Consider the following 26234-nt stretch of genomic DNA (forward strand, 5'->3'; position numbering starts at 1 on the left):
ATGGAACCACATTACATGGTATGGGGCACTATCTTTGGCTATATGGCACTTGCTTTGACGATTAGTGCTATTACCTCACTATGGATTCGCTACCATCTCAAACGTAAAAATCTACATCCAAGACGTGCACTCAAAAAAAGATATTTGATGTTGAAAAAACGTCGAAAAAGGCTTGACAGTAAGCATCGACGCTATTAGAATATGCACCACTTCGGCATAAATGGTGAAAGCAGCTGAAGATGTAGTACCTAGTCCCCATCGTCTAGAGGCCTAGGACACCGCCCTTTCACGGCGGTAACGGGGGTTCGAATCCCCCTGGGGACGCCATATATAAATGCTTTGGCATTTCAAAACCTTCAAACTCTATGATAGAGCTTGAAGGTTTTTTTATGTTTGTGTGTTTGCAAAACTGCTCGTATATCCCTCATACCTAAGGTATAAAAAAGCTGACAACAATGAACTGACTCCCATAAGTTGGACACCACTTATGGGGGTCAGTTCATTGTTGTCAGCTTTTATTAGACTTTAGGTTTTAGATTTTATCCGCCATAAGTAGCCAAGGTATAGTCATAATGATTAATAAGGCTAGTACAGATTGAATTAAAAAGAAAGCTTGGTGTTCACCGACAACTTTGCTAAGTGTCACGCCAAGCGCACTATATTTAATAGGCTGAGTATCAGACTCACCTTTTTGATCAATATCATCATATAAATGATGCAATACCTCTAAGAACTGTAAGTATTCATCGCAATTCCAATTATAAGGTTTAAAAGGCATCAATGCCTTGATTCTCATATCCTTGACCATACAGCGCTCAAGTACAATTGAGCGTAACGACCATCCAGAAAAATGACGCTCATCAAGTTCTGAGAAGTCTAGTATCTTTAAATCTTTGTGACGATCATCTAATAGTAAGCGGTTTTTTAGGTTTGTCAGGTCTTGCTCGCGACCTTCAACACACTGAAAAAAGTAGCCATTGCCGTAACAAAGGATACCCGTAATATCGTTGTTGTAATTGTTCTGTGTCGCTAATTTTGCAATATCATTGAGTGTGCTAGAACCTACAAGTCCAGCAGTAGTAATGCGGCTGATGTAAACCAGTTGATAAAGATCTTTGGTATCTGAATTTGTCATAGCATGCACAGGTGACAATCAGCCTCTCCTTATTATTATACGGTTTGTAAATCAATAACTACTAAAACTAGTCTTATATTATTGATTTAATTTGTTTTATATTTATTGTATTAAGATGGTTACATCATAGGCTAATTACGTACCAATAGCAAAACATAATTTCTCTGACTAGTCAGAATTATAATTATTAGTTATTGACAATTATATATCAAATATTGAATATATAGATGAGAGTTGTTTTTATTTACGCTCTCCACCCTACATTTTGCGGTAGCTCATCAAATTATTTTTGTGACTGTATTAAAGATAAAATGAGTAGCTCATCATCGGCGTAGGTCAGTTTGATGTTTTGCCGACTACCAGTAACGAGTCTTATTGGTAAGTTTAGATACTCAAAAGCACTGGCTTCATCAGTGATACTCAAATGTTGCAGCGCCACATGCTCAAGTACTTTTGTGAGCGCTCCTGCACGAAAGACTTGCGGGGTTTGTGCTTGCCACATGCCCTCTCGATCAACAGTATGAGAGACGTAGCACCATGAGGTATCGTCCTGCTGCGCTTGCTTTAGAGTATCCGCTACTGGTGCTGCTAAAATAGCGCCATAAGGCTCAAGCTTGGCCGCCGCAATAACCTCATCTATATCTGTTAAAGGCACAGTAGGACGTGCTGCGTCGTGAATAAGAATCAAATCATCATCACTTGCGCCTTTACTCATGATGGCCTCTATCCCTGCGCTGACGGATTGCCAACGCTCAGTACCACCAGTGGCGTAGAAAACAGGCATTGCAAATTTTAGATTTTGCGCTGTATTATCATCTGCTGCCACAACGAGCAAACACTCGGTAATCTGCTCGCTTTGAGCTAATCTCCCAACGCTATGCTGCAATAGAGTCTGATTGCCGAGAATAGTATATTGCTTAGGCACAGACGCACCAAAGCGGCTGCCGCGACCAGCAGCGACAATCATTGCATGCAATTTAGGGGTTTTATTCATGTGAGAGGTTCGTGATAAAAAAAGAGCTCATACTAATGATAAGTTATAGCATCGCCATATGCTATGTTATTGACTATGCGTTGTTGGTGCAGTAGATATCTGAACAAAGGTTTCATTGGGTTTGATCAACCCCAAATCTAGCCGCGCGTGCTCCTCTACGGCCTCAAGTCCATTTTTTAAATCGCTTACGTCAGTGCGTAGTAAGTTATTGGCTGCAACTTGGTTGTCATTGAGCTGCTGCTGATTATCAATCTGGGCACTGAGCTTACTATGCTCAAATCGACCGTTTTCACCCAGCCAATATTGATATTGCAGGCCCATCAACACAGCAACTGCAAAAGCTAATAGTATAAACTGGCTAAAGTATTTCATAGTAGGCGCGCAAAATATAAGGATACTAAGTACAAATAAAAAGCAGTATGTCATTGGGTACAAAATCACACACTGCTTTGTTTGAATGGTTTTAACCGCGTAAACCGATGAACTCATCAGCGCCGCGATAGCTGGCACGAATTTGCTGCTCTATACGCAAAAGCTGGTTGTATTTAGCAACGCGATCTGAACGGCACAAGGAGCCTGTCTTAATTTGACCTGCTGCGGTACCTACGGCAAGATCAGCAATCGTGCTATCTTCAGTCTCACCTGAGCGGTGCGAGATAATCGTGGCGTAGCCGTTTTTCTTCGCTAAATAAATAGCATCAAGCGTCTCTGATAAGGTGCCAATTTGGTTAAACTTAATCAAAATAGCATTAGCAATATGCTTATCGATGCCCTCTTGCAAAATAGCAGGATTGGTCACAAATAAATCATCGCCGACCAGTTGTACTTTATCCCCGATTTGCTCGGTTAGATACTTCCAGCCCTCCCAATCGGACTCATCTAAACCGTCCTCGATAGAAATGATAGGGTACTGGCGAGTAAGACCAACGAGGTAATCGGAAAACCCTTGGTTATCAAAGGACTTGTTGCCCTCGCCTGCCAAGACATATTTACCGTCTTTATAAAACTCAGTAGCGGCGCAGTCGAGCGCTAGGTAAATGTCTTTGCCTGCGCTATAACCTACTTGCTCAATCGCTTGCATAATGACAGTAATGGCTTCTTCATTGCTACGCAGATCAGGAGCAAAGCCGCCTTCATCACCAACAGCAGTATTTAAGCCTTGTGATCTAAGCACCGACTTTAAGCTATGAAAAATCTCTGTACCGGCACGCAATGCTTCTGAAAAACTAGTAAAGCCTACAGGCTCAATCATAAACTCTTGGATATCAACCGTATTATCCGCATGCTCGCCACCATTGATGATATTCATCATAGGTACCGGCATCGTCAGCGACGTCTGATTGCGCAGATTAGCAATGTACTGATGTAGCGGTAAGCTTTGCGCCTTTGCGGCAGCTTTGGCAACAGCAAGAGACACTGCGAGCATAGCATTAGCGCCCAAGTTGTCCTTGTTTTCGGTACCATCAAGAGCGATCATTGCATCATCAATCGCTTGCTGCTCGGTGACGTCTTTGTCCATCAAAGCACTACGAATTTGACTGTTGACGTTAGCCACTGCTTTTTTGACGCCGCGACCCATATAACGATCCTTATCGCCATCACGTAGCTCAAGCGCTTCACGTGAGCCTGTTGACGCGCCACTTGGTGCAGCAGCGCGACCAATAGTCCCATCAGCTAAGATCACATCAGCTTCAATCGTTGGGTTACCTCGTGAGTCTAAAATTTCACGAGCGCGGATGTCTTTGATAGCGATATCGTTAGTGGTTTCTTCAGCGTACATAATGTCTAATCGTTCCTTTGGTCATGCCAAGTTTGTGGGATAAAAAGGGCAAGCTATAAACAAAAATAAATTTGGTGATAATGCTTGGCATCATAGCATAAATTTTGTCAAACATCGCCCATCTTCGAGACAACAATAAGCGATTCATTGCGTCAGTTAGAGCGCGAAACTACATGATAAACAAATAAGATTTTATGATTGCAAATGTTAAGCATCTATCACTTTTGGTTTGCTAGTATTCACCTTAGCATTAGAACCTGACACGGCATTCGTCAGCTCAACCTCAGTCTTAAAGCGCGTTAAGCGTAGGGCATTCATCAAGACTGATATGGAGCTAAGCGCCATCGCTGCTGCCGCTATCATCGGGTTCAAAAATCCAAAAGCTGCCAGAGGAATACCCAAGCAATTATAAATAAACGCAAAAAATAAGTTTTGTTTGATATTGCGTACCGTGGCCTGAGCGATCTTTTGCGCCGCATCAATATGCATGAGCGACTCGCCCATCAAGCGCGCAGACGCACTGTGCTGTGCCACATCAGTCCCCTCAAACATCGCAAAACTGGCATCAGCGGTCGCCATAGCGGGTGCATCATTGACGCCGTCACCTGCCATTGCCACTTTGTGACCTGCTGCTTGAAGTTTGGCAATCTGACTGGCCTTGTCGCGCGGACTCATCGTGCCATAAGCTTTGGTGATACCCAGTTGCCCTGCTACATGATCGACCACAGACTGCTTATCACCACTCATAAGCACCACATTAATGTCAGCGGCTTGCAAGGCGGCAATCGCTTGCGGCGTATCGTCTTTTAGATCATCTGCTAGTGCAAAAGCGCCAAGCGGTTCATCATCGATACTCACAGCGACCGTACTGGCAATACTCCAAACCTTGGGCATATGCTTAGGTAAATTTAGTTCAGAAAACTCAGCTGTGCCCACCTTTATGAGTCCTAAGCCTGCGATAGTGGCCTGAATACCTGCGCCTTTGATGACGCTGACGTCAGTGACGTCTAGTAATGGCAGATTGCGCTCTATAGCTGCATTGATAAGTGCAGTCGCTAGCGGATGACTGGCATGAGCCTCCACACTTGCGGCAATCTGTAACACATCATCGACAGCTAACGACTTATCGACCATAACTTGATCGACAATCACAGGTTTACCTATCGTTAGCGTACCTGTCTTGTCCAGCACAACTGTATCTATATCGCCCGCTGCCTCTAAACTTTGCGCGTCTTTGAACCAGACGCCATGACGCGCCGCGACCCCCATCCCTGCCATAATCGCAGCAGGCGTGGCAAGGCCTAACGCACAAGGACAGGCGATGACTAAGACAGATACAGCATGCATTAGTGCGGTATCGACTCTACTGGTAAACCACCATGTCAGTGCAAAAGTCGCAACGGCAATGGCCACTACGACGGGCACAAAAATAGCGGTGACTCTATCGGCAAGGCGCGCCAGCTTGGCCTTTGAGCCCTGAGCGTCGCTGAGCGCTTGTACCATGTCGCCAAGCTTGGTATCACTACCCTTCGCGCTGACGCGGTACAGCAAGCTACCATTCTCAACGAGCGCGCCTGCCAGTAGCGTATCGTTAACGTCTTTTTTGAGCGGTACCGACTCTCCTGTCAAATGACCTTCGACGCACCAGCCACTACCGTCAACAACAGTGCCATCGGTTGCCACGCGGCTACCTTGCTTAGCCCGCAAGATATCACCAATTTGCACGTCTTTTAGAGCAACATTGTGAAAATCGCCATTGGGCTGCTCTAATTCAACTTCATCTGGGGTGAGCGATAGCAGTAAATCAATACTATTCAGACTTCTCTTTTTGGTACGCTCTTCTAGATATTTCCCTGTACGTACAAAGGCGATGACCATCACTCCGGCTTCAAAATATACCCCAGGGCCATGACCTTCGATATTTAACAAACTCGCCAGACTGCCATCACCATGCGTCAGCCACAGATAAGTAGAATACGCCCAAATAGTCACGGTACCGATGACCACAAGTACATCCATGTTAGCGAGGCCACCTTTGAGTGACGCCCAAGCACTACTATAAAAAGGCAATGCCAAACCGAACTGGACGATCGTCGCCAGGATAAACTGTATCCATACTGGCGGCATCCACGCCATACCCTGTCCTACTAGCATGCCTGCCATACCCACCAAAAATGGCACCAGACATATCCAAAGCGCAATCAGTCGCCATGGCCTTTTGGTTGCCGTATCCTCATCGTTTTGCGCAAACAGCGAGTCACCAGCTTGCAGGTTGGCGACAAAGCCTGTCTTGTTGACCCACTCTGTGACTTGCTCTGGTGTGGTCTCAATAGGGTTGTAGTCAACATTGGCAGTCTCACCTGCGAAGTTGACGCTCACCTCATAGATAGAGGGCTTTTTATTGAGTACCTTTTCAATACGCGAGGCACAGGCTTGGCACGACATACCGTCAATCGCCAATTGCAAATGCGCACGTTGCGGCGCTTGCTGAGTGTTTGACTCAACATCGGTGTTAACCTCATTGCTAACCTTGTTAGCAGTATCAGCATCATAGTTAGAATCAGTCGCGGCGCTAGAATCAGTCATAGATAAAACTCAAAATACGATGGATAGGGATACAATTTTTAGCAATGCATTTTATTATACTAAAAAACATACTATAGTAATAAGATGGTTGCTATTACTGCTAATGCAAGTGATTAAGCGGTTGTCAGTAGTGAATAGCCTTGCTACCACTCAGTAATGAGACTGCCATTAAAAAAACCAGCCATAATAGCTGGTTTTGAGATCGTACTCTCAAATTATGAGTTAGCGACTTCGGCATCAAAACCGCCTTCAGTAATGACCGAAGCAATATCTTCAGCGCTGGTCATAGTATCATCGAAAGTAACCGTCGCCTGATTGGTTGGTAGCTCAACCGTCATGCTGATGAGACCTTCAAGCTCAGTGGTCACGCCGTGTACACTCTCTACGCATTTGTCACAGGTCATACCGTCAATTTTAATAATTCGAGTTTGATGTGCCATGCTAGGCTCCTTTTTTATTTAATTAGAAATAACATCTCATTATATGCTGATACCTTTATACCCTAAGCGATATCGGCGCCAACATCAACTCAGTTTGGTAAAGAAGTTCGCGACTACTCATGATTAAAACTTAATTGTCAGGGTTTTGCGGCGCGTCAATTGGAAATGGCTGCGTCACATAATCAACCATACTGATCGCTGCGGTGAACGCATGAATGCTGGTATCGGTATCGTCATAGCGGATAAGCGCTGTGCTAGTATCCGCATCAAGCTCTACCGCAGTGACGCCAGTTATATTCTGTAGCGCAGTCATCACACTATCCAAACCCTCAGCATCATCGATATTCTCAATGCTGACCTTTGCCATCTTAATCGCCATTGCCTTATCCTTTTATTACAAAATTAGCTACTCTGTTGCTCTCACCCTTGTTTAATGAGTATCTAACACCGCAAAGCTTTTTACCAGATCATCGATCTGCTTGAGCTGGCTTAAAAAAGGTTCAAGCTGACTGGTTCTGAGCGCGCAGGGGCCATCACACTTCGCAGTTTCTGGATTAGGATGCGCTTCCAAAAACAGTCCTGCTAGTCCCGTTGCCATGCCAGCACGCGCAAGCGTCGTTATTTGCTCACGGCGCCCGCCTGCGCTATCACTACGAGCGCCTGGCTGCTGTAAGCTATGCGTCACATCAAAGAACACCGGCACATTCATCTGCTTCATCGTATCAAAGCCGAGCATGTCGACAACCAGATTATTATAGCCAAAAGCACTTCCACGCTCACATAAGATGAGGGTGTCGTTGCCCGCCTCTAAGCACTTATTCATAATATGACGCATCTCATGCGGCGCTAAGAACTGTGCTTTTTTGATATTGATAATCGCGCCTGTCTTTGCCATAGACTCCACCAGATCCGTCTGACGGGATAAAAACGCAGGCAGCTGGATAATATCAGATACCTCAGCGACGGGCTGCGCTTGATACGGCTCGTGCACATCAGTAATAATCGGCACTTGAAACTTCTCTTTGATTTGTCCTAGCCAATCGATACCCTTCTCGAGCCCCGGGCCTCGATATGAGTGTAGGCTTGAGCGATTGGCTTTATCAAAGCTGGCTTTAAACACATAGCCGATGCCCAGACGCTCACATATCTCGACGTATTGTTCAGCGATCTCAAACGCCATCTCTTTTGATTCAAGGACATTCATCCCACCAAAAAGTACAAACGGCTGATCGTTGCCAATATTGATAATTTTGCTATTAGGGGTCTTTAGCTCAATATGTGATTGCGCCTGTAATACATTATCCATTATTCGTTTTCCTATTTATTGTTATCAACAATTTATGTTAAGACTTATCGCTATTGTAACCGATACAACGATAAAGAAAAGTCCACGAACGTAATCGTCTCTCGCTATTTTCAGCTCATAATTCAACCTAGTTCATTATTTGATAAAGATTGAGGGCTAAACGTCTCAATCGGATATAAAAAAAGACCAATCCGTAGATTAGTCTTTTATTGGCTAAAGTTTAAAACAATTGCTATAGCTTATTTATCATTATAATTCTTTGCCGCTTTGACAAAGCTATTAAAGAGCGGATGACCACCGCGTGGCGAGCTAGTAAATTCAGGATGGAACTGTACCGCGATAAACCAAGGGTGCTCGCTGATCTCAACCGACTCGACCAGATGCTGCTTGGCAGAGTAGCCTGATATCATCATGCCAGCTTGCTCTAGTGGCTCAATATAGCGATTGTTCATCTCATAACGATGACGGTGACGCTCAGTGATATTGTTAGCGCCGTATATTTGCGCAAGCTTACTACCTGCGACCAGCTCCGCTTGCTGCGCGCCTAAGCGCATCGTACCGCCAAGATCTGAATCATCACTACGAATCTGTAGCTCACCGCGCTCGTCTAACCACTCGGTAATCAGACCAATAATAGGTTCTGCCGTTTTGCGATCAAATTCTGACGAATTAGCATCAATACCTAGCACATTACGCGCATACTCAATCACTGCCAGCTGCATCCCCAAGCAAATCCCAAGATACGGGATGTTGTTTTCGCGGGCGTAAGTAATGGCTTTTATCTTACCCATTGTACCGCGCTCACCGAAGCCACCTGGGACTAAAATGCCATCAGCCTCACCTAGGCGCGCGTATAGAGCATTGTCGCTCTCTAGATGTTCAGCATCGATATAGTCAATGACGACTTTGGTCTGATGAGTGATGCCGGCGTGAAGCAGTGCCTCATTAATCGACTTATAGGCATCAGGTAGCTCAACATACTTACCGACCATAGCAACAGTGACCGTGGATACAGGATTGAGCTGCGCTTTAACAACTTTATCCCAATCGCTCAAATCGGCTTCTGGTACTTCTAAACCAAAACGTTCACAAATCAAATCATCAAGATCTTGCTCATAAAGCGTACGAGGTATCTGATAGATACTTTGTGCATCTTCACACATGATAACCGCACGCTCCTCCACGTTGGTAAATAACGCAATCTTACGGCGGTTGTCTTGAGAGATATGATGATCAGAGCGACAAATTAATATATCAGGTTGCAGGCCGATAGAGCGCAGCTCTTTGACCGAATGCTGAGTCGGTTTGGTCTTGGTCTCGCCAGCACTGGCAATATAAGGTACTAGTGTCAAATGCATCAGCATGGCTCTATTGCGGCCCAGCTCGACTTGCATCTGACGCACGGCTTCCATAAAGGGCAGTGATTCGATATCACCAACCGTACCGCCAATCTCGATAATGGCGATATCGTAGCCCTCACCGCTGGCTAGAATTTTACTTTTGATCTCATCAGTAATATGCGGAATGACCTGTACCGTGCCACCTAAATACTCACCGCGGCGCTCTTTATTAAGGACGTTTTGGTAGATACGGCCACTGGTGAAATTATTGCTCTTACTCATCTTTGAGTGACGCAGAAAACGCTCGTAGTAGCCCAAATCCAAATCTGTCTCAGCGCCGTCTTCGGTGACAAATACCTCGCCATGCTGGAAGGGACTCATAGTACCGGGATCGACGTTGATATACGGATCCATCTTGGTCATGGTTACAGAGACGCCGCGCGCTTCTAATATGGCGGCTAAGGAAGCAGCGGTGATTCCTTTTCCTAGTGAGGACACGACCCCACCGGTCACAAATATAAATTTGGTCATAGTACTCATCAATAATTGGTAAAGAAGGATTTTACTAAAAATACGCCATGAAATATAGAGCAAAAGCTAAACTCGCTCAAATCTCTCATTTTAGACAATGAGATTAAAACAAATACTCAAGACCGCCGCCAATGACTAAGACCTCAATATCAGCGACGCCGCGGCTTTGATTCACAAGATCAGTATAGTCCGCTGAGTTTTTGCCGATGTAAGCATGAGCGATGATATTGTCTTTAAAATCATACTCACCACCCAGCACCAGCTGTTTGGATTTATTATTACCAATACCATTTAGATTGTCTGTCTGGTTGTACTGCAGATATACGCTAGTAGGACGCGCAAAATTATCTAGTGATGCCTTAGCGCTCGCAATCAACCCTTTTTCTTTTTTAGACCCTCTAAAATTATAATCCGCTTGCTGGTATAGCAGCCCCATTGTGAGCGGCGCTGGTATATCAATATACTCATCTAGATCTACCGTCAGCGTAGCGCGTATGACCTCACCGCTATAGTCGAGACTTTGCTCATCATCACCGTCAGTAACTTCACTTGAGGCATTAATACTACCGCGTACCTCGATATCCTGACTGTAGGTCACGCCAGCTCTAATACCTTCTTTATCATAAGTTAAAGACGCCCCAAAACCATCATCACGCCCTATGCTCTGGCTTTCATTAGTTGCATACTGCGCCACTAGGTTAAAATGCTTATAAGTTGGAGCTATCCATATGACTGAATTGTCTTTGCGCGTGTAGTCAATCATATTAAGCGCTGAGACGAGCTCATCAGAACCCAGCTTAGTTTTGCCCAAATTATCCCAATAAGCTCTGGTGACGACAGGCTCATAAGCATAACTTAAAATAGAGGAGTTGCGACCAAAACGAAATTCGCCAACACCTTTGCCCTTGAGACCTAAATAGGTATCTCGGCTCAATAGATTACGGCTGCCCTCACCATCAAAATCAACGCCATATTCCAGCTGATAAATGATGTCCGTATTGTCTGTTATCGCCTCAGATCCTCTAAATCCAAGTCTCGAAGAATTTGAGTTGACTTGTAATGACCCATTATCGGATAAATCAGAGACATCACTACGATGACTGTAGTCTGCTTGACTATCAACGTAATCGGCCGTGACAAAAGCTTTGCCGTAGATCTCTGGCGCGGCATAAGTTGTTGTCATAGGTAAACTGATAATCGACGCGGCGATGAGTCGCTTATTCATAACATGTCTCTACTTATTTATTAAAATGTTGACTGATAGCTATGCAAACCATTCTTAAAATCGATAGTTTAAGCTTACCTATTTCTAAAGATTAAATAAAGCAAACAAAAAACTCACCCCGAAGGATGAGTTCTTAATAAACCATGTCTTGCATTTAGATTAGAATAAGTATTCTAGACCAGCACCGATAGCAAGAACGTTTGCATCACCGCTACCACGAACACTAACAACTTCACCATTATCACCGTCTACATCTTCACGGGTAAAGAATCTATCATTGTCTAAATCAGCAGAGTTATAACCAGCATAAGCATGCGCAATCATATTGTCTTTAAAGAAGTACTGACCACCAACCACAAACTGGTCAGAGTCATTGCCGTCAAGACCACTTAAGCTATCTGTTTTATTGTACTGTGCATAAATAGCTGCTGGACGAGCAAAGTTATCTAGACCCATTTTGGCACTAACGATTAGGCCGTCTTCTTCACCAAGACCATCATAATCAGCTTGCTGATAAAGCAGTCCCATTGTAATTGGCATAGTAATGTAGTTACTTAGATCTAAACTTGCGGTACCACGCAGGATGTCTCCATTGATGGTCATGTCTTTATCATAAGCCACACCAACCGTAAAGCCTGTGCCTGGGTTGTAGTTCAATGAAGCTCCGTAACCTTCGTCACGATCATCGCTATCAGAGACAAAAGTCTCATCAGCACCGTACTGTAGTACTAAGTCTAATGGCAAGTCATTGTACTTAGGCGCAAACCACATGATAGAGTTGTTAATACGGGTGCCGTCAGTCATAGTCAACGCTTCAGCAACGGTTCCGCCATTAATACTACTGGCACCAATGTTATCCCAATAGCCTTTGGTCACTAGTACGTTATCAAGAACATAATCGGTTACTGAGTAGTTGCGACCAAAACGGAATTGACCGTATTGCTCATTAGCTAAGCCAAGATAGGTATCACGGCTTTTGAAGCCAATGTTATCATCGCCGCTATCATCGATGTTGATAGCGTATTCTAACTGATAAATGACATCAGTATTGGCAGTGATGGCCTCAGAGCCTTTAAAGCCTAAACGTGAGATGTTTGAGTTCACTTGCAGTGAATCACTATCGTTATTGATTCTTTGTATATCGCCGTCAAAATCAGCGTCTACAGTCTCTTCAACGTCAAGCTCAGCGTTAACATAATCGGTAGTGAGGAAGGCTTTACCGTATAAAGTAGGTGCAGCATTAGCAGCTGATACAGACAGTGCGGCAATTGAAGTTGCTAAAAGTAGTTTTTTCATAAAATGTCTCCACTTCGTAATTTTGTCAAGATTGGTAAGTAAAATTCTTTAATGAAAAACTCACCCTGAGGATGAGTTTTTTAAACAAGTTCTAAAAGGCTGGACTAGAATAAGTACTCTAGACCGCCACCGATAGCGAATAGATCGATATCAGTATTAGAGTTGCCAATTTCAGCTGAGTTCGCACCCGCATAAGCATGAGCAATCATGTTTTTCTTAAACTCATACGTGCCGCCAACAACTAGCTGGTCTGAGTCAGCATCATCAATACCATCTAAGTTATTAGTATGGTTGTACTGAGTATAGACTGTTGCAGGGCGAGCAAAGTTAGTTAAGCCCATCTCAGCACTTACCACTAAGCCTTTCTCTTTTTCAGAACCGCTGAAGTCAAAGTCTGCTTGTTGATACAAGACACCAAGTTGTACTGGGTAAGCCACATAGTTACCTAGATCAACGCTAGCACTACCACGTAAGATTTCACCTGCAATGTTTAGATCATCGCTATAGGCGATACCAGCGGTAAAACCAGTACCTGCGTCAAACATGAGTGAGGCACCGTAACCTTCGTTGCGATCATCGCTGTCTTCAACAAAAGTCTCATCAGCACCATACATAAGGGCTAGTGATAACGGTAGGTCATTATATTTAGGTGCTTTCCAGACGATAGAATTATTAACACGGTTACCGTCAGTCAAGTTTAGTGCTTCGCTAAGACTTGGGTTATTAAAGTCAGCACTGCCAGGACCTAGGTTATCCCAGTAGCCTTCGTTGACCGCGACGTTATTGATGTAATCGATAACTGAGTAGTTACGACCAAAACGGAATTCACCGAAGTTTGCGTTTTTTAGACCAAGATAGGTATCACGGCTTTGAAACGTTCTGCTCTCGCCATCAACGGCGATGCCATACTCTAACTGATAGATAACATCAGTTTCAGCAGTGATAGCCTCAGTACCTCTAAAGCCTAAACGTGAAATGTTTGAGTTAATTTGTAATGAATCGGCATCAGCATCATCAACGTTCTGACCAACAATGTTGTTATCATCGTCTAGAATATCTGATGGAATATTATTGCCATCAGCATTCACATAGTCAGTAGTAATGAATATTTTACCGTAGACGGTTGGAGCAGCTTGCGCCGCTGATACAGATAGAGCAGCAACTGCTGTAGCTAAAAGTAGTTTTTTCATGGGAATCTCCACTTACAATTTTAGTAGTAGGCTGGCTATCATTAGCTGGTGCCCGTAATGGTATCGTCACAAATCCTCAAAATATAAAATATGTAACTGACGACCGGAATCTGTTCAAAAAAGTGTGGTATGTCTATCACTATCAGGTAAAAACCATTACTTAAAGAATCGTATGCTTACATGTAACCCTTATGTAAAATTTGGCTTTTAACACTTCAATGTGTAACATCCGTTACCAAACTCATACTTCGGCTATAAGCATAACAACTCTGACATAATTTGCAACATTTTTTTGAGCTAATTGTTTCTACTGTGTGTCAAATATTCTCTAGAGACAGCGTTTTACTTGCCTTAGACAACATTCGTAAACCGAAAAAATATTATTACATTTTATTTAATACCTATAACTATTATCGAGAAAACCGGATTCATTAATAAATAAATTTTTACCTACAAAAAAACGCCACCTATCCTAAGATAGATGACGCTGTTCTTAACGAGCTTGCAGGCAGGTTAATTATTTACTTTTAAAAATTAGCCTTTAGATCTAGGCGAGCTTGATGCAATAGAGGCTCAGTATAACCGCTTGGTTGCTCGCGACCCTTGAATACAAGATCACAAGCTGCCTTAAAGGCGTAGGAGTGCTCAAAATTATTTGCCATAGGCTGGTAGCTATTGTCATCAGCGTTTTGCTCATCGACGACTTTTGCCATACGCTTCATGGTTTCCATGACCTGCTCATCACTCACCACGTCATGATGGAGCCAGTTGGCAATATGCTGACTTGAAATACGCAGTGTTGCGCGATCCTCCATGAGACCCACATCATTGATATCTGGCACTTTTGAGCAGCCAACGCCTTGGTTAACCCAGCGTACGACGTAACCTAAGATACCTTGAGCGTTGTTATCAAGCTCGTTTTGTATCTCTTCATCGCTCCAATCAGTATTAGCAGCGAGCGGTATGGTCAAGATATCATCGAGGCTGGCGCGCGTGCGCGATTTTAGCTCGTCTTGTACGTCCGCAACGTTGACTTGATGATAGTGCATAGCATGCAAAGTCGCGCCCGTTGGTGAGGGTACCCAAGCGGTACTAGCACCTGATTTTGGATGCGCCGCCTTGGTCTCCATCATCTCCTTCATCTCATCAGGCTTCGCCCACATGCCTTTACCGATTTGTGCATGACCTTGCAAGCCAACTTCAAGGCCAATATCAACGTTCCACTGCTCGTAGGCTGGCTGCCAAGCTTGCGACTTCATATCCCCTTTAGGTACGAACGCGCCAGCATTCATACTAGTATGCATCTCATCACCTGTACGATCCAAGAAGCCTGTATTGATGAAGATCACGCGCTCTTTAGCTTGACGAATCGCTTCTTTTAGATTGACTGTCATGCGGCGCTCTTCATCCATAATGCCAATTTTGAGCGTATTACGCTCAAGACCTAATAAGTCCTCTGACGCATTGAACAAGTCGTTTGCCATTTTGACTTCATCAGGACCATGCATTTTTGGCTTAACGATGTACATAGAGCCTTTGCGTGAGTTGGATAGCTCGCTTTTGCCTTTTAGGTCATTTAGAGTTAATAACGGGGTGATCAAGCCATCCATAAGCCCTTCAAAGATTTGTTCTTGCCCGTCACCCAAATCAACTAAGATGGCTGGGTTTTGCATCAAATGACCGACGTTACGGATAAGCAGTAACGAGCGGCCGGGCAAAATCAGCTTACCGCCATCTGGCGTCGTATATTCGCGGTCTGGGTTTTGCTTACGCGTACGCGTCTTGCCGCCCTTCTCAAAGGTCTCTTGCAGATCGCCGTTCATAAGACCTAGCCAATTGCGATAAACTTCGACTTTTTCTTCGGCGTCCACAGCAGCGATAGAATCTTCACAATCTTGAATCGCAGTAATAGCAGACTCTAACAAGACGTCTTTGATACCAGCAGGGTCATCTTTACCCACTGGATGAGCGCTATCAATTTGAATCTCGGCATGTAGGCCGTTGTTCTTGAGCAATACTCCTGTTGGGCTATTGGCATCACCGACGTAGCCTACGAACTTATTCGCATCTTGTAGCTTGGTGCTGCTCTCGCCTTGTACAATCTCAAGCGCGCCATCTACAACTTTAAAGCCTGTTGCATCACGGTATGACCCTGAGGCCAAAGCGAAGTTCTCATCCAAGAAATTTTTGGCATAAGCGACAACGGCTGCGCCGCGAGTTGGGTTGTAGCCGCCAGTGGCTTCTTGACCGTTTTCATCGCTAATCACATCTGTGCCATATAGGGCGTCGTACAAGCTGCCCCAGCGCGCGTTAGTGGCGTTCAATGCATAACGAGCGTTACGTACAGGTACTACCAACTGCGGGCCTGCGATATGTGCAATCTCGTCATCGACATTTTGCGTGCTGACTTTGAAGTCCTCACCTTCTGGCAACAAATAACCGATCTCTTGCAAAAACTGCTTATAAGCTGCGGTATCGATTTCGCCGTTTTTGGTAGGATGTTGTAGATGCCACTGATCGATCTGCTTTTGCATCTCATCACGAGTGGCAAGCAGTGCCTTATTACGCGGCGTAAATTCTTTGATAACCTTCTCAAACCCTGACCAATAGCTGTCTGAGTCAAAACCAACTTTGGGTAGGACTTCATTTTCAATAAAGTCGTACAAGGTTTGGTCAATGGCAAGAATTCCTTTTTGGATACGATTGGTTTGAGAATACTGACTCATACAGATGTCCTTATGATTTGGTAATAGTTATGACTATCAGGTTTTTGTTAAATGTAGATGACATATAAATACTCAAAAACACATGGCTTAAGAGTATTTGGCATCAAAGTATTTGGCGCTTGATGATTTAGTCTTGGGATTGATGTTTGATTGTAACTACACCGCAAAATATTATCCTACTATCAAATCAAAAAATTAACAAGGATATGCTATTTTGTGGCTAAATGTTGACATTGCTCTGTAGTGATACCCTATGCTCCATCAGGCTTTGATAACTTATGTGTTGCATATCGAGTAGACGACTAAGGAGTAAAGTTAAACTGTAAGTAATCATTTCAATAGTTATTTAGTCTCAAAGCCATGCCTCAATAGCAGCTGACTTGATATAATCGGTGCACAGTGATGAAATTTAATACTTTATGGATAGCTACCAGATTATGAATGTTGAACACTTAGAGATAACACAGACCAATAATACTTCATCAGTCTTTTTTGCGGACGACAGCGATGATAGTAGAGTACAAGACGAGGATGGCCAGCAACTACGACCCCCTGCCAAAGTTGATATGAGCGCGGTCTACAAGTTTTTGGGCGCGCGTACTTCGCAAGCTTGGATTGATGCAGCAATGAATAATATACCTCTAATTATTCAAGATCATGCCAACTGCGAAAAAAAGGCAGCGGGAACAGCGATGAACCTTATCTTTCGCTATGAGTTTGCCCATGATTTGCAGTGCAAACTGGCACAACTCATACGCGAGGAGATGCTGCATTACGAGCAAGTACTAGGTATCATGAAAGAGCGCGGACAAGACTGGATGCACTTGGGTGCAGGTCGTTATGCCAAAGGCATGTTAAAGCATAAACGTACTTATGAGCCTGCCGCGATGATAGATGTGCTGATCATAGGGGCATTTATCGAAGCACGCTCCTGTGAGCGTTTTGCAGCGCTCAGCCATGTGATAGATGATGCGCGCCTTAGTAAGTACTATCTTTACTTGCTAAAATCTGAGAGTCGTCATTTCGAAGATTATCTAGCATTGGCGCAGTCGTTGTCTGATACTTGTATCAACGAGCGTGTTGATTTTTTTAAAGCTATTGAGAGCGAGCTGATATCTACGCCTGACGATGAACTACGCTTTCATAGCGGCGTACCTATTTAGCTTGCTTATAATCGATGTCTTTTAATAAAAATTGATGTCTTTTAATAATAACAAAAGCAGCGACTATTGTTAGTCACTGCATTTGTTAGGCACTGCTTTTTTATTTTATGCTAACTGATACTTACCTTTTAGACTCAGTAACGTCAGTATCGTATTGCTTATTGTCTTTGGCAATATGATGCGGATCATGATCATCCGTCGCGCGCTCAGCAGCTGCTGGATTCGCTTTTTGTAGTGCGTCGTCTTGCACGATACCTTCATTGTCATCAGAATCTTTTAGCTTGTAATTGGTATCATCATGCATGTCTTTTGGCGTACTCATGCCCTACTCCTTTACTATCGTTATCTGTGCTTTTGCGCTCTATACCTTTGTACATTGTACCTTTTATTTTATACACAATCGCGACTAGTCTTTTTCGTCAGGCGTTAATGTACGAGTTTGCGCATTATTTACATTCGCGTAGCGATTGCGATCGGTAATCTCATCACTTTGCGGCGCTTCACTTCCTACCGTATCTTCATTGATGTTTTCATCAAAAGCCGTGCTGCCTTCTTGATCGCGGCGATCAGGTTGACGCGCTGGATTATCACCATCTTTGACGTGCTCGCTGTCGACTATGTTATCTTCAAAAGTGTCAGTGCCTTTGTTAACAGTCGTATTGTCTTCGATCTTTTCGTGGTTGTCTGAAGCTAAGTTATGAGCATCGTCATTAACGATAGCAGTGCCGCTTTCTCTATTGGTGTTATCAATACGTGTTTTGCTCAGGGCTGGATCGTTAGTCTTCATTGTTATGTCCTTTATTATTATTTAATAGGCTTACTACAGAAGTCCTGTCATCAATTAGATATTGTTGTTTTGACTCAAATCATGAGCATTTAGGTCAGCGACGTTTTTGCCACCTGCTGGTAAGTTTTCTTCTTTGCGGGGATCTGAGTATACCTCATCGGTTTCTTGTGAGGCTTGCTCCGGTCCATCTATTTCAGGATCGTATTTGCGGCCTTCGTAGCTATCCTTTGGATTAAGCACTTTTGCGGCTACAGGATCGTCAACAGGGACTCTTTCTTCGTTATTGGGTTGTTCATTTTCCTTATGTATAGTCATAACTTACTCCTTGTATACACGCTATAATTAATCAGATTTGGCTGACACTAACGAGCTGTGATTACTGATCTGTGCGTAACGACTCATCGATAAAGGGCGCTTGATTATCATCATTATCGGTAGCTTGCTCGTCATCGTTGTTAAGGTTTTTTTCGAGCTGCTTAGCATCGACATTTTGCGCCGCATCGGTTACTTCTGATTTTGGGTCATTGTTGCTCTTTGTGTCATTGTTACTCATGGTAAAACTCCTGAATTTTAGTTGTTATCACTTTAAATCTATTGGTAGAGATTAAACGTTTCAAGCCTTTATATAAGTGTTCTAAAGTTATTTAGCTTAGGTCTAAATGTATAACTTAGCTCTATATGTGCAGCTTTACATGTACAGAGTATCTAAGTGTAAAAAGCTAGTATAGAGACATTAAGCTTTATCATACCAGTGTGCTCAGGTGTCTAAATGTGAATAAATGTGATACGACTAGCAAGTTTGTAACTATTTGAGTCGCTTACTACCTGCACTCTTATCATTCATCATTAGACTGGTTCCCCGACACGATTAATAACCTTTAATAAATAATCCTGCGCAATATGCAAAGGCTCGTTATCTGTGCGTTTGACCTTGTGCCATTGTCCGCTGCCATTGAGCGTCCATGCTTGTACGTTGTCTTGCAGGTAGTTTTGTAGCCCATCCTCAAAAATCTGCTTGAATAGTTTTTTGTCTTCAATTGGAAAAGCGACCTCAACGCGATGAAATAAGTTGCGATCCATCCAGTCAGCGCTTGCGCAGTACAGGCGCTCATCACCACCATTATAAAAGTAATAAACGCGCGTATGCTCCAAAAAGCGCCCGATAACAGAGCGTACAGTGATGTTCTCAGATAAACCTTTGACCTGCGGACGTAAGCAGCACATAGAGCGCAGTATCAGCTCAATCTTTACCCCAGCTTGTGAGGCATCATAGAGCTTGTCAATCAAGCGGCGCTCGGTAAGTGCATTGACTTTGATAATGATATGCGCGCGCTTGCCTGCCTTTGCTTGCGTAATCTCAGCATCAATAAACTCTATAAGCTTGTCATGCAAAGTGAATGGTGCATGAAGGAGCTTTTTGAGGTTAGCAGGCTTACCCATGCCAGTGAGCTCTTGAAATATCTTGTGCACGTCCTCTGAGATGTCAGGGTCGGCGCTAAAGAGTCCGTAGTCGGTATATACTTTGGCATTGGCCGCATGATAATTACCCGTCCCTAGATGCACATAACGACGGATGCGCTCATCCTCACGGCGCACAATGAGCATAAGCTTGGCATGAGTCTTGTAGCCCACGATGCCATAGACCACAACCGCGCCCGCCTCTTGCAAGAAGTTAGCAACGGCGATGTTAGAAGCCTCATCAAAGCGCGCGCGTAGCTCGATAACGGCAGTCACTTCTTTACCATTACGAGCAGCGGCGGCGAGCGCTTTGACGATCTCAGAATTGGTGCCTGAGCGGTAAAGCGTTTGTTTAATCGCTAACACTTTGGGGTCGCTAGCGGCTTGCCACAGCAGATTGATAATAGGCGCGAACGAATGAAAAGGATGATGTACGAGCACATCACGCTTACGCATAGCGGCAAACATACTAGTCGCCTTGTCGAGTTTATCTACCTCGCGGCGAAAGGGTTTGGGCATAATATGAGTAAAGGGCTGATAACGCAGCTTTGGAATATTAAAATCAAAAAGTAAGCGCGTAAGGTTCACAGGGCCATTAACGCGGTAGAGCTGGTTATCATGCAGCTCAAACTCATTGAGCAAATAATCGCTAATCGGTGTTGGGCAGTCGGTTGTGACCTCTAGGCGCACTTTATCCCCAAAACGGCGATTTTCAAGCTCGCCCTCTAAGGCTTTGGCGATATCATCAACATCGTCTGCTAAGTCCAAATCGGCGTTGCGCGTCAGCCTAAACTGATGGCAGCCGGTGACATTCATCCCAGGGAACAGCTCGCCGACGTGCTCATGAATGACCGCGGAGAGCATGACGTGGTGCTCTTTGCCGCCTGTGAGCTCATCAGGTAGACGAATCACCCGCGGCAAACTGCGCGGCGCAGGGACAATCGCTAAATTGATATCACGACCAAAAGCGTCCTTGCCCTCTAGCGTTGCAATGAAGTTTAAACTCTTATTCACGAGGCGCGGAAACGGATGGGCAGGATCAATGCTAATCGGCGTAAGTACAGGTGAGACTTGCTCAGTAAAGTAGCGCTTCATCCATGCTGATTGTTCAGGGTTAAGCTCATCGCGTTTGAGGTAGCGGATGTCCTCAAGGGCAAGAGCGGGCAAGATATCTTCGTTTAGTATGCGGTACTGCTCATCGATAGCATTGTGCGCAACTGCGGATATCTCACCTAGCACCTCGCTTGGGCGCATACCGTGTGGGCTTGTAACGACGTTGCCTAAATTAAGCTTTTGCATAATGCCTGCAACGCGAATCTCAAAGAACTCATCCATATTCGATGAAAAGATAATCAAAAAGAATAAACGCTCGAGCAGTGGATGACGCGGATTGGCGGCTTGCGCGAGTACCCGCAGATGAAACTGTAACAAGGACAAATCACGGTTGATATAGCTGCTGGGCGAATAGCTACCATCTTCAGAGCGCTGCCAAGCTATCTCGGTCAAAGCCGTTTGCGTCACCGCTTTATCCGATGTGAGACTATGCTCATCCAGTGCTCTATTGTCCATTGCATCGCTATTGGCAGTACTCATGATGTCATCCTTTATTTTTATTTTGATCACTGAACATTTTTGGTTATCAGCCATTAAGCCGCTTGTGGTAAAGCCGCGTTTTTCATACGTTTTTTGATAATGCGCTGCTTGTTGCGCAGGCGTCTATCGCCTTTATTATCCTGATAGTATTTGGGATTGGTGAGCATACCGATAAGCAGTGCGGACTCATCTCGGTTAAGATTGTCCGCGGATTTGTCAAAGTAATGTTGCGCGGCCTCCTCTATACCGTAAATGCCGTTGCCAAATTCGGCGACATTAAGATAAGCGGTCAAAATGCGCTGTTTGTCCCAGATAGTCTCTATCATAACGGTAATAATTGCCTCCTCGCCTTTACGAATGTAAGAGCGATGAGAGGTCAAAAATAGATTTTTGGCAAGCTGCTGGGTAATTGTTGAGCCGCCAGCGGACGCTTTGCCAGAGGCTTCATTCTTTTTCATTGCCACCTCAATGCCTTCAAGATCAAAGCCATTGTGCTGAGTGAACTTTGAATCTTCACTAACGATAGCCGCTTGCTTGGCTGATTTGGCGATATTGTCATACTCCACCCAAGTTTGCGTGACCTCACCGCCTGTCAAGCGATGTGTGAGCATAAACATACTGTTATTGATGGGCTGAGTCTTCCATATCAATAGCAAGCCTGCAACCAACACATGAAAAGCCACTACCAGCAACATAAAGGCCAATAGTATTTTTTTGATAACTTTGCCAAAACTTGTCATGCGCTATGTATCCAAATAATAAATTAAAAATAACTTTGGTGAATTGCAAGCTATCTTACCTAATTGGGCAATCGCTGTCATTATTGCTCTGATTTCTTTATCATATAGCAAGCATTAAGCTGTGGTTTTAAAATTTTAAGACCGAATATTGGATAGTTAAAAGTATTGAATAGTTAAAAGTATTGCATAGTTAAAGTAAGAGTACGTATATGAGTACACAGATGACGAATGAGCCTAATAGCTATCAGCTTAGTGAACCAAAATCATCAGTGGTAGAGCTACGTGCTTCTATCATGACAGCGCTGCCACATTTGTCTGATGCTAATCATAGTGAGGCTTGGTGGTTATTAGGTACCTCTCACTGCCATTTATGTGAAGATGCCAAAGCTTTGATAACGCGCTTTCAAATGGTGCAGCCTATTGATTGCCTCGATGTCGACATTAGCGATTTTGATGAGGCGCTAATGATGCAATTTGCTACCACTATTCCTGTACTATTGACATCTACGCGGCGTCTTAACTATCCGTTTTCAGTCATGGATTTACAGCAATTACTGTCTGAGTAATCATCAGCGAGAACCCTATGAAAGATCTAAGCCCAAAATTAAATAGAATCACTGAGATTGAAGACTTGCGCCAAGTGGCGGCGCGCAAAATTCCGCGCATGTTCTACGATTATGTCGATTCTGGCTCATGGACCGAGACTACTTATCGTAACAATGAAAGCGACTTTGACCGTATCAAATTGCGTCAGCGCGTACTGGTTAATATGGAAGGGCGCTCGCTTGCGACCAAAATGATTGGTGAGTCTGTGAATATGCCTGTTGCTATTGCACCCACTGGCTTTACGGGGATGATGTGGGCAGATGGTGAGATTCATGCGGCGCGCGCCGCTGAAAAGTTTGGCGTGCCATTTTCTTTATCGACGATGAGCATTTGCTCTATTGAGGATGTGGCGAGTCATACCAGTGCGCCCTTTTGGTTTCAGCTGTATGTCATGCGTGACAAAGCTTTTATGAGCAATCTGATTCGCCGTGCCAAAGAAGCCAATTGCTCAGCGCTGATCTTGACCGCTGACTTACAAGTGCTCGGTCAACGCCACAAAGACATCAAAAACGGTCTCTCTGCGCCGCCCAAACCGACGCTGGCTAATATCCTTAACCTTATGACCAAGCCGCAGTGGTGCCTCAATATGCTTGGTACCAAAAGACGCAGCTTTGGTAATATCGTCGGTCATGCTCAAGATGTCGAGGATATCTCCTCCTTGTCCGCATGGACAGCAGAGCAGTTCGATCCGGCGCTGAGCTGGGATGATGTGGCTCGTATCAAAGATGAATGGGGCGGTAAAATTATCATCAAAGGCATCATGGAGCCTGAGGATGCGATACTCGCCGCTCGTAGTGGCGCTGATGCATTAGTCGTCTCCAATCATGGCGGTCGGCAATTGGACGGCGCGCCCTCCTCAATCGCTGCCCTAAGCGATATCGTGCAAGCGGTACGTGCAGAAAGTAGTGAGATTGAGATTTGGCTTGATAGTGGGATTCGCTCGGGGCAAGATGTCCTCAAAGCTATGGCACTAGGCGCTAACGGTACGATGATCGGGCGTGCGTTTTTGTACGGACTCGGTGCTTATGGCGAGGATGGCGTGCGCCGGGCTTTGGAGCTTATTTACAAGGAATGTGATGTGAGTATGGCGTTTTGCGGTCATACTGATATCACCCAAGTGACTGACGATATCTTGGTCAAAGGCACTTATGAGCATCTAAAATCTGGTCAGCCATATCTTGCACCGATGCGCTGGTAGTTCTTTGATTTAATGATTGGCTTATCTTGTTTACCCATATCCTTTAACTGATACCCATTTATGACCATACAGCAATTACTAAAAACTGCACCTGTCAGCACCTTACTCTTAGTCAGCTTTATCGGGCTGTTCATCATCCAAGTGCTTTTAGGCGTCGATGCCAATAACCCCTCGACCCAAGCGCTCATCTATTGGGGCGCTAATGCTCTGCCGCTGACGATGGTGGATGACCCGTGGCGGCTGGTTAGCAGTGCGTTTTTGCATATTGGTTTGATGCATCTACTGTTTAACGGTTTTGCCATGTATTTCTTTGGGCAAGTAGCCGAGCCTATGTTTGGTTCCGTGAAGTTTTTGGCGCTGTTCTTGCTTGCCGCTATCGGTGGCAATCTATTAAACAATTATGTAACGTGGCAAGGCATTTTAGATGGCTCAGCGCAGCCCGGATTATCCGCTGGCGCGTCTGGCGGTATCATGGGTATTGGCGCAGCCTTACTGATAGCAGCGCTGTTTAAAATATCAGTTAATGGAATGGTGCTTAATCTAAAGAGTCTGATATTCATTATGGGTATCAATCTGGTTTATGGCTTTGCGGTACCGGGTATCGATAACGCGGGTCATATCGGCGGCGCGATCACAGGACTGGTTATTGCCCTTGGTTTTGTTTTTGCCCAGCGCCAAGGGGCTCAGCAACAAGCGATTGCAGAGTACCAAAGCGCCTTACGAAATCAGTTGCCAATAGCTGACCCTCAAGTTACCGATTATAACGATCCACCGCTTAGGGATATTTTTAGTGATAACACTAGCCAAATCCCTGTAAACTTAGAGCATGATTCTGCTAGTACTGTTAATAATACCGACGTGAATACGACCATTAACTATAATAATCCAGCTTATGTTAGCGTCAAACCTGTTGCTATTAAGCCTGTCAAAATCAGCATGATATGGCAACTACTGCCTTGGCTCATGATGCTTATCGTCTTGATTGGCTTTGTCTGGTGGTGGCAAGATATGCATAATCAGATACTACAAGTGCTCGCTGCTAACGAATAAATAAGTGCGCTATAGTGATCAAAAATGAGTATCACCCACTAAAGCGCTATTTTACTTACCCTTACCTGCTCAAGAGACCCGACTATGTCAAAACTATCCGCCCTTTTTATCGCTAGCCGCACTCTGCTCACTGCCCTAACTGCTACAGTGCTATTTGGCATTGGCAGCCATGCTAACGCCGCCCTATTCAAAAATCTGCCTGCTGATCAAGATGCCGAGCTCAGCGTTGGCGTCAATGTGTTATATAGCAAAAGTGCTTATGATCTAGATGATGAGCAGGTACGTGTCTTGCCAGGCGTGTTCTATGACAACAATAAGTTCTATGCCCGCGGCGCGCAAGCAGGCGCTTATATCGTCAATGATGGTACCAATCAGCTGGCCGCTTATGTCCAACTGGCAGGCAGCGAGTTTGACCCTGATGATGCCAATGGCGCGCTCCAAGGTTTAGATGAGCGTAAAGCATCAGCGGCGGCAGGTCTAAGCTACCTACGCCGTACGCCTGTCGGTGGCTTTCGTATTCAAGCGGCAACCGATGTCTTGGATCGTAGCGGCGGTACGACAGCGCGCCTGACATATTTGGCTCGTATTACTAAAAACAAGCTGACCGTCTATCCGAGCATTGGCTTTGAGTATCATGATGATGAATACAATGAGTACTATTATGGCGTCAGCGATCAAGAGTCGGCAGATACAGGCGTTGCTGCTTATAAATCCAATTCAAGTCTAAACCCGTACATCAATATTAGTGCTAACTATGACATCAATGAGCGCTTTGCTGGCTTCTTTAATCAAAGCTTAAGCTACTTGCCCAATGAGCAATACGATAGCCCGATGGTGGACTCGCGTACCGATGCAACAACGACGCTGGGTTTACTATATAAGTTTTAGGGTTTTAGCAATTTAGTATTGAAAAGCTGAGCATTTTGCTTGGCTTTTTTGTTTTGGTTTATCCATCGATATAAAGCATTCACTTATACTATAAACTCAAGCTTTGGTTTTAAATAGTCAGTTCAATATAAAAACGATACCGCTGAACTGGAATAAATTTTTTGTAGCCTCTGTCTGCTAGCTACAGCAAGCAAGAAAAATT

General features: G+C 44.4%; 25 protein-coding genes and 1 tRNA gene. 7 read left to right on the top strand and 19 right to left on the bottom strand.

Translation table 11 applies throughout. From position 1 onward, the window contains the following. Both ACTXGE_RS04155 and ACTXGE_RS04160 read left to right on the top strand, forming a co-directional pair. A complete protein-coding gene (locus ACTXGE_RS04155; RefSeq protein WP_317198648.1) occupies nucleotides 1–198 on the top strand; it encodes a hypothetical protein in 198 nt (65 codons plus the stop codon). A 53-nt stretch (nucleotides 199–251) separates the two neighbouring features. Next, nucleotides 252–327, top strand: a tRNA-Glu gene (locus tag ACTXGE_RS04160). A gap of 205 nt (nucleotides 328–532) precedes the next feature. Here ACTXGE_RS04160 and ACTXGE_RS04165 read toward each other — a convergent pair. The 13 genes from ACTXGE_RS04165 to ACTXGE_RS04225 all read right to left on the bottom strand — a co-directional run bounded on the left by ACTXGE_RS04165 (nucleotide 533) and on the right by ACTXGE_RS04225 (nucleotide 16549). Further along, complete coding sequence (locus ACTXGE_RS04165) at nucleotides 533–1144, bottom strand: BLUF domain-containing protein (RefSeq protein ID WP_435951059.1); 612 nt, start codon at nucleotides 1142–1144, stop codon at nucleotides 533–535. A 274-nt stretch (nucleotides 1145–1418) separates the two neighbouring features. Continuing rightward, nucleotides 1419–2129 (bottom strand): 2-C-methyl-D-erythritol 4-phosphate cytidylyltransferase, encoded by a 711-nt coding sequence (gene ispD / locus ACTXGE_RS04170; RefSeq protein WP_443542032.1) that lies wholly within the window; start codon nucleotides 2127–2129, stop codon nucleotides 1419–1421. Nucleotides 2130–2195: 66 nt separating this feature from the next. Beyond that, nucleotides 2196–2501: an FtsB family cell division protein gene (locus ACTXGE_RS04175; RefSeq protein ID WP_317198650.1), complete on the bottom strand. Its 306-nt coding sequence runs from the start codon at nucleotides 2499–2501 to the stop codon at nucleotides 2196–2198. A gap of 91 nt (nucleotides 2502–2592) precedes the next feature. Next, complete coding sequence (gene eno, locus ACTXGE_RS04180) at nucleotides 2593–3909, bottom strand: phosphopyruvate hydratase (protein WP_443542033.1); 1317 nt, start codon at nucleotides 3907–3909, stop codon at nucleotides 2593–2595. A gap of 207 nt (nucleotides 3910–4116) precedes the next feature. Then, a complete protein-coding gene (locus ACTXGE_RS04185) occupies nucleotides 4117–6495 on the bottom strand; it encodes a heavy metal translocating P-type ATPase (protein ID WP_443542035.1) in 2379 nt (792 codons plus the stop codon). Between the two features lie 215 nt (nucleotides 6496–6710). Next, the gene (locus ACTXGE_RS04190; RefSeq protein ID WP_443542036.1) at nucleotides 6711–6935 is read right to left on the bottom strand and encodes a heavy-metal-associated domain-containing protein; all 225 of its coding nucleotides are present in this window, start codon (nucleotides 6933–6935) and stop codon (nucleotides 6711–6713) included. Between the two features lie 130 nt (nucleotides 6936–7065). Continuing rightward, on the bottom strand, nucleotides 7066–7314 hold the full coding sequence (locus ACTXGE_RS04195; RefSeq protein ID WP_443542038.1) for a heavy-metal-associated domain-containing protein: 249 nt from the start codon (nucleotides 7312–7314) through the stop codon (nucleotides 7066–7068). Nucleotides 7315–7365: 51 nt separating this feature from the next. Then, nucleotides 7366–8241: a 3-deoxy-8-phosphooctulonate synthase gene (gene kdsA / locus ACTXGE_RS04200; protein ID WP_443542040.1), complete on the bottom strand. Its 876-nt coding sequence runs from the start codon at nucleotides 8239–8241 to the stop codon at nucleotides 7366–7368. A gap of 239 nt (nucleotides 8242–8480) precedes the next feature. After that, nucleotides 8481–10112, bottom strand: a complete 1632-nt coding sequence (locus ACTXGE_RS04205) for a CTP synthase (RefSeq protein WP_443542042.1) — start codon at nucleotides 10110–10112, stop codon at nucleotides 8481–8483. Between the two features lie 103 nt (nucleotides 10113–10215). Beyond that, nucleotides 10216–11337: a porin gene (locus ACTXGE_RS04210; RefSeq protein WP_443542044.1), complete on the bottom strand. Its 1122-nt coding sequence runs from the start codon at nucleotides 11335–11337 to the stop codon at nucleotides 10216–10218. A 159-nt stretch (nucleotides 11338–11496) separates the two neighbouring features. Beyond that, nucleotides 11497–12633, bottom strand: a complete 1137-nt coding sequence (locus ACTXGE_RS04215) for a porin (RefSeq protein ID WP_443542045.1) — start codon at nucleotides 12631–12633, stop codon at nucleotides 11497–11499. A gap of 104 nt (nucleotides 12634–12737) precedes the next feature. After that, complete coding sequence (locus tag ACTXGE_RS04220; protein WP_443542046.1) at nucleotides 12738–13823, bottom strand: porin; 1086 nt, start codon at nucleotides 13821–13823, stop codon at nucleotides 12738–12740. A gap of 527 nt (nucleotides 13824–14350) precedes the next feature. Next, nucleotides 14351–16549, bottom strand: coding sequence for a malate synthase G (locus ACTXGE_RS04225; protein ID WP_443542048.1), 2199 nt, complete (start codon nucleotides 16547–16549; stop codon nucleotides 14351–14353). 437 nt (nucleotides 16550–16986) lie between these two features. Between ACTXGE_RS04225 and ACTXGE_RS04230 the strand changes: the two genes are divergently transcribed. After that, nucleotides 16987–17712 (top strand): MiaE family protein, encoded by a 726-nt coding sequence (locus ACTXGE_RS04230; RefSeq protein WP_443542050.1) that lies wholly within the window; start codon nucleotides 16987–16989, stop codon nucleotides 17710–17712. A 121-nt stretch (nucleotides 17713–17833) separates the two neighbouring features. On the opposite strand, the gene ACTXGE_RS04235 is transcribed toward ACTXGE_RS04230, so the two are convergent. The 6 genes from ACTXGE_RS04235 to mtgA all read right to left on the bottom strand — a co-directional run bounded on the left by ACTXGE_RS04235 (nucleotide 17834) and on the right by mtgA (nucleotide 22290). Further along, nucleotides 17834–18034 carry a hypothetical protein gene (locus tag ACTXGE_RS04235; protein WP_317198662.1) on the bottom strand — a complete coding sequence of 67 codons (201 nt, stop codon included), beginning with the start codon at nucleotides 18032–18034 and terminating at the stop codon, nucleotides 17834–17836. A gap of 84 nt (nucleotides 18035–18118) precedes the next feature. Continuing rightward, the gene (locus ACTXGE_RS04240; RefSeq protein WP_435949373.1) at nucleotides 18119–18499 is read right to left on the bottom strand and encodes a hypothetical protein; all 381 of its coding nucleotides are present in this window, start codon (nucleotides 18497–18499) and stop codon (nucleotides 18119–18121) included. 54 nt (nucleotides 18500–18553) lie between these two features. Continuing rightward, complete coding sequence (locus tag ACTXGE_RS04245) at nucleotides 18554–18814, bottom strand: hypothetical protein (RefSeq protein WP_317198664.1); 261 nt, start codon at nucleotides 18812–18814, stop codon at nucleotides 18554–18556. A 61-nt stretch (nucleotides 18815–18875) separates the two neighbouring features. After that, the gene (locus ACTXGE_RS04250; RefSeq protein WP_443542051.1) at nucleotides 18876–19052 is read right to left on the bottom strand and encodes a hypothetical protein; all 177 of its coding nucleotides are present in this window, start codon (nucleotides 19050–19052) and stop codon (nucleotides 18876–18878) included. Between the two features lie 293 nt (nucleotides 19053–19345). Continuing rightward, nucleotides 19346–21550 carry a polyphosphate kinase 1 gene (gene ppk1 / locus ACTXGE_RS04255; RefSeq protein WP_443542053.1) on the bottom strand — a complete coding sequence of 735 codons (2205 nt, stop codon included), beginning with the start codon at nucleotides 21548–21550 and terminating at the stop codon, nucleotides 19346–19348. A gap of 53 nt (nucleotides 21551–21603) precedes the next feature. After that, nucleotides 21604–22290, bottom strand: a complete 687-nt coding sequence (gene mtgA, locus ACTXGE_RS04260; protein ID WP_317198667.1) for a monofunctional biosynthetic peptidoglycan transglycosylase — start codon at nucleotides 22288–22290, stop codon at nucleotides 21604–21606. A gap of 209 nt (nucleotides 22291–22499) precedes the next feature. Here mtgA and ACTXGE_RS04265 point away from each other — a divergent pair, with 209 nt between their 5' ends. From ACTXGE_RS04265 to ACTXGE_RS04280, 4 genes are all read left to right on the top strand, one after another. Continuing rightward, nucleotides 22500–22856 (top strand): glutaredoxin family protein, encoded by a 357-nt coding sequence (locus ACTXGE_RS04265; protein WP_443542055.1) that lies wholly within the window; start codon nucleotides 22500–22502, stop codon nucleotides 22854–22856. A 17-nt stretch (nucleotides 22857–22873) separates the two neighbouring features. Further along, nucleotides 22874–24094: an alpha-hydroxy acid oxidase gene (locus tag ACTXGE_RS04270; RefSeq protein WP_443542057.1), complete on the top strand. Its 1221-nt coding sequence runs from the start codon at nucleotides 22874–22876 to the stop codon at nucleotides 24092–24094. A gap of 60 nt (nucleotides 24095–24154) precedes the next feature. Continuing rightward, nucleotides 24155–25144 (top strand): rhomboid family intramembrane serine protease, encoded by a 990-nt coding sequence (locus ACTXGE_RS04275; RefSeq protein ID WP_443542059.1) that lies wholly within the window; start codon nucleotides 24155–24157, stop codon nucleotides 25142–25144. 84 nt (nucleotides 25145–25228) lie between these two features. Further along, the gene (locus ACTXGE_RS04280; protein ID WP_443542060.1) at nucleotides 25229–26032 is read left to right on the top strand and encodes a MipA/OmpV family protein; all 804 of its coding nucleotides are present in this window, start codon (nucleotides 25229–25231) and stop codon (nucleotides 26030–26032) included. Nucleotides 26033–26234: the final 202 nt, after the last annotated feature.

The sequence above is a fragment of the Psychrobacter sp. T6-4 genome (genome assembly GCF_052258425.1).
Lineage (GTDB): Bacteria > Pseudomonadota > Gammaproteobacteria > Pseudomonadales > Moraxellaceae > Psychrobacter.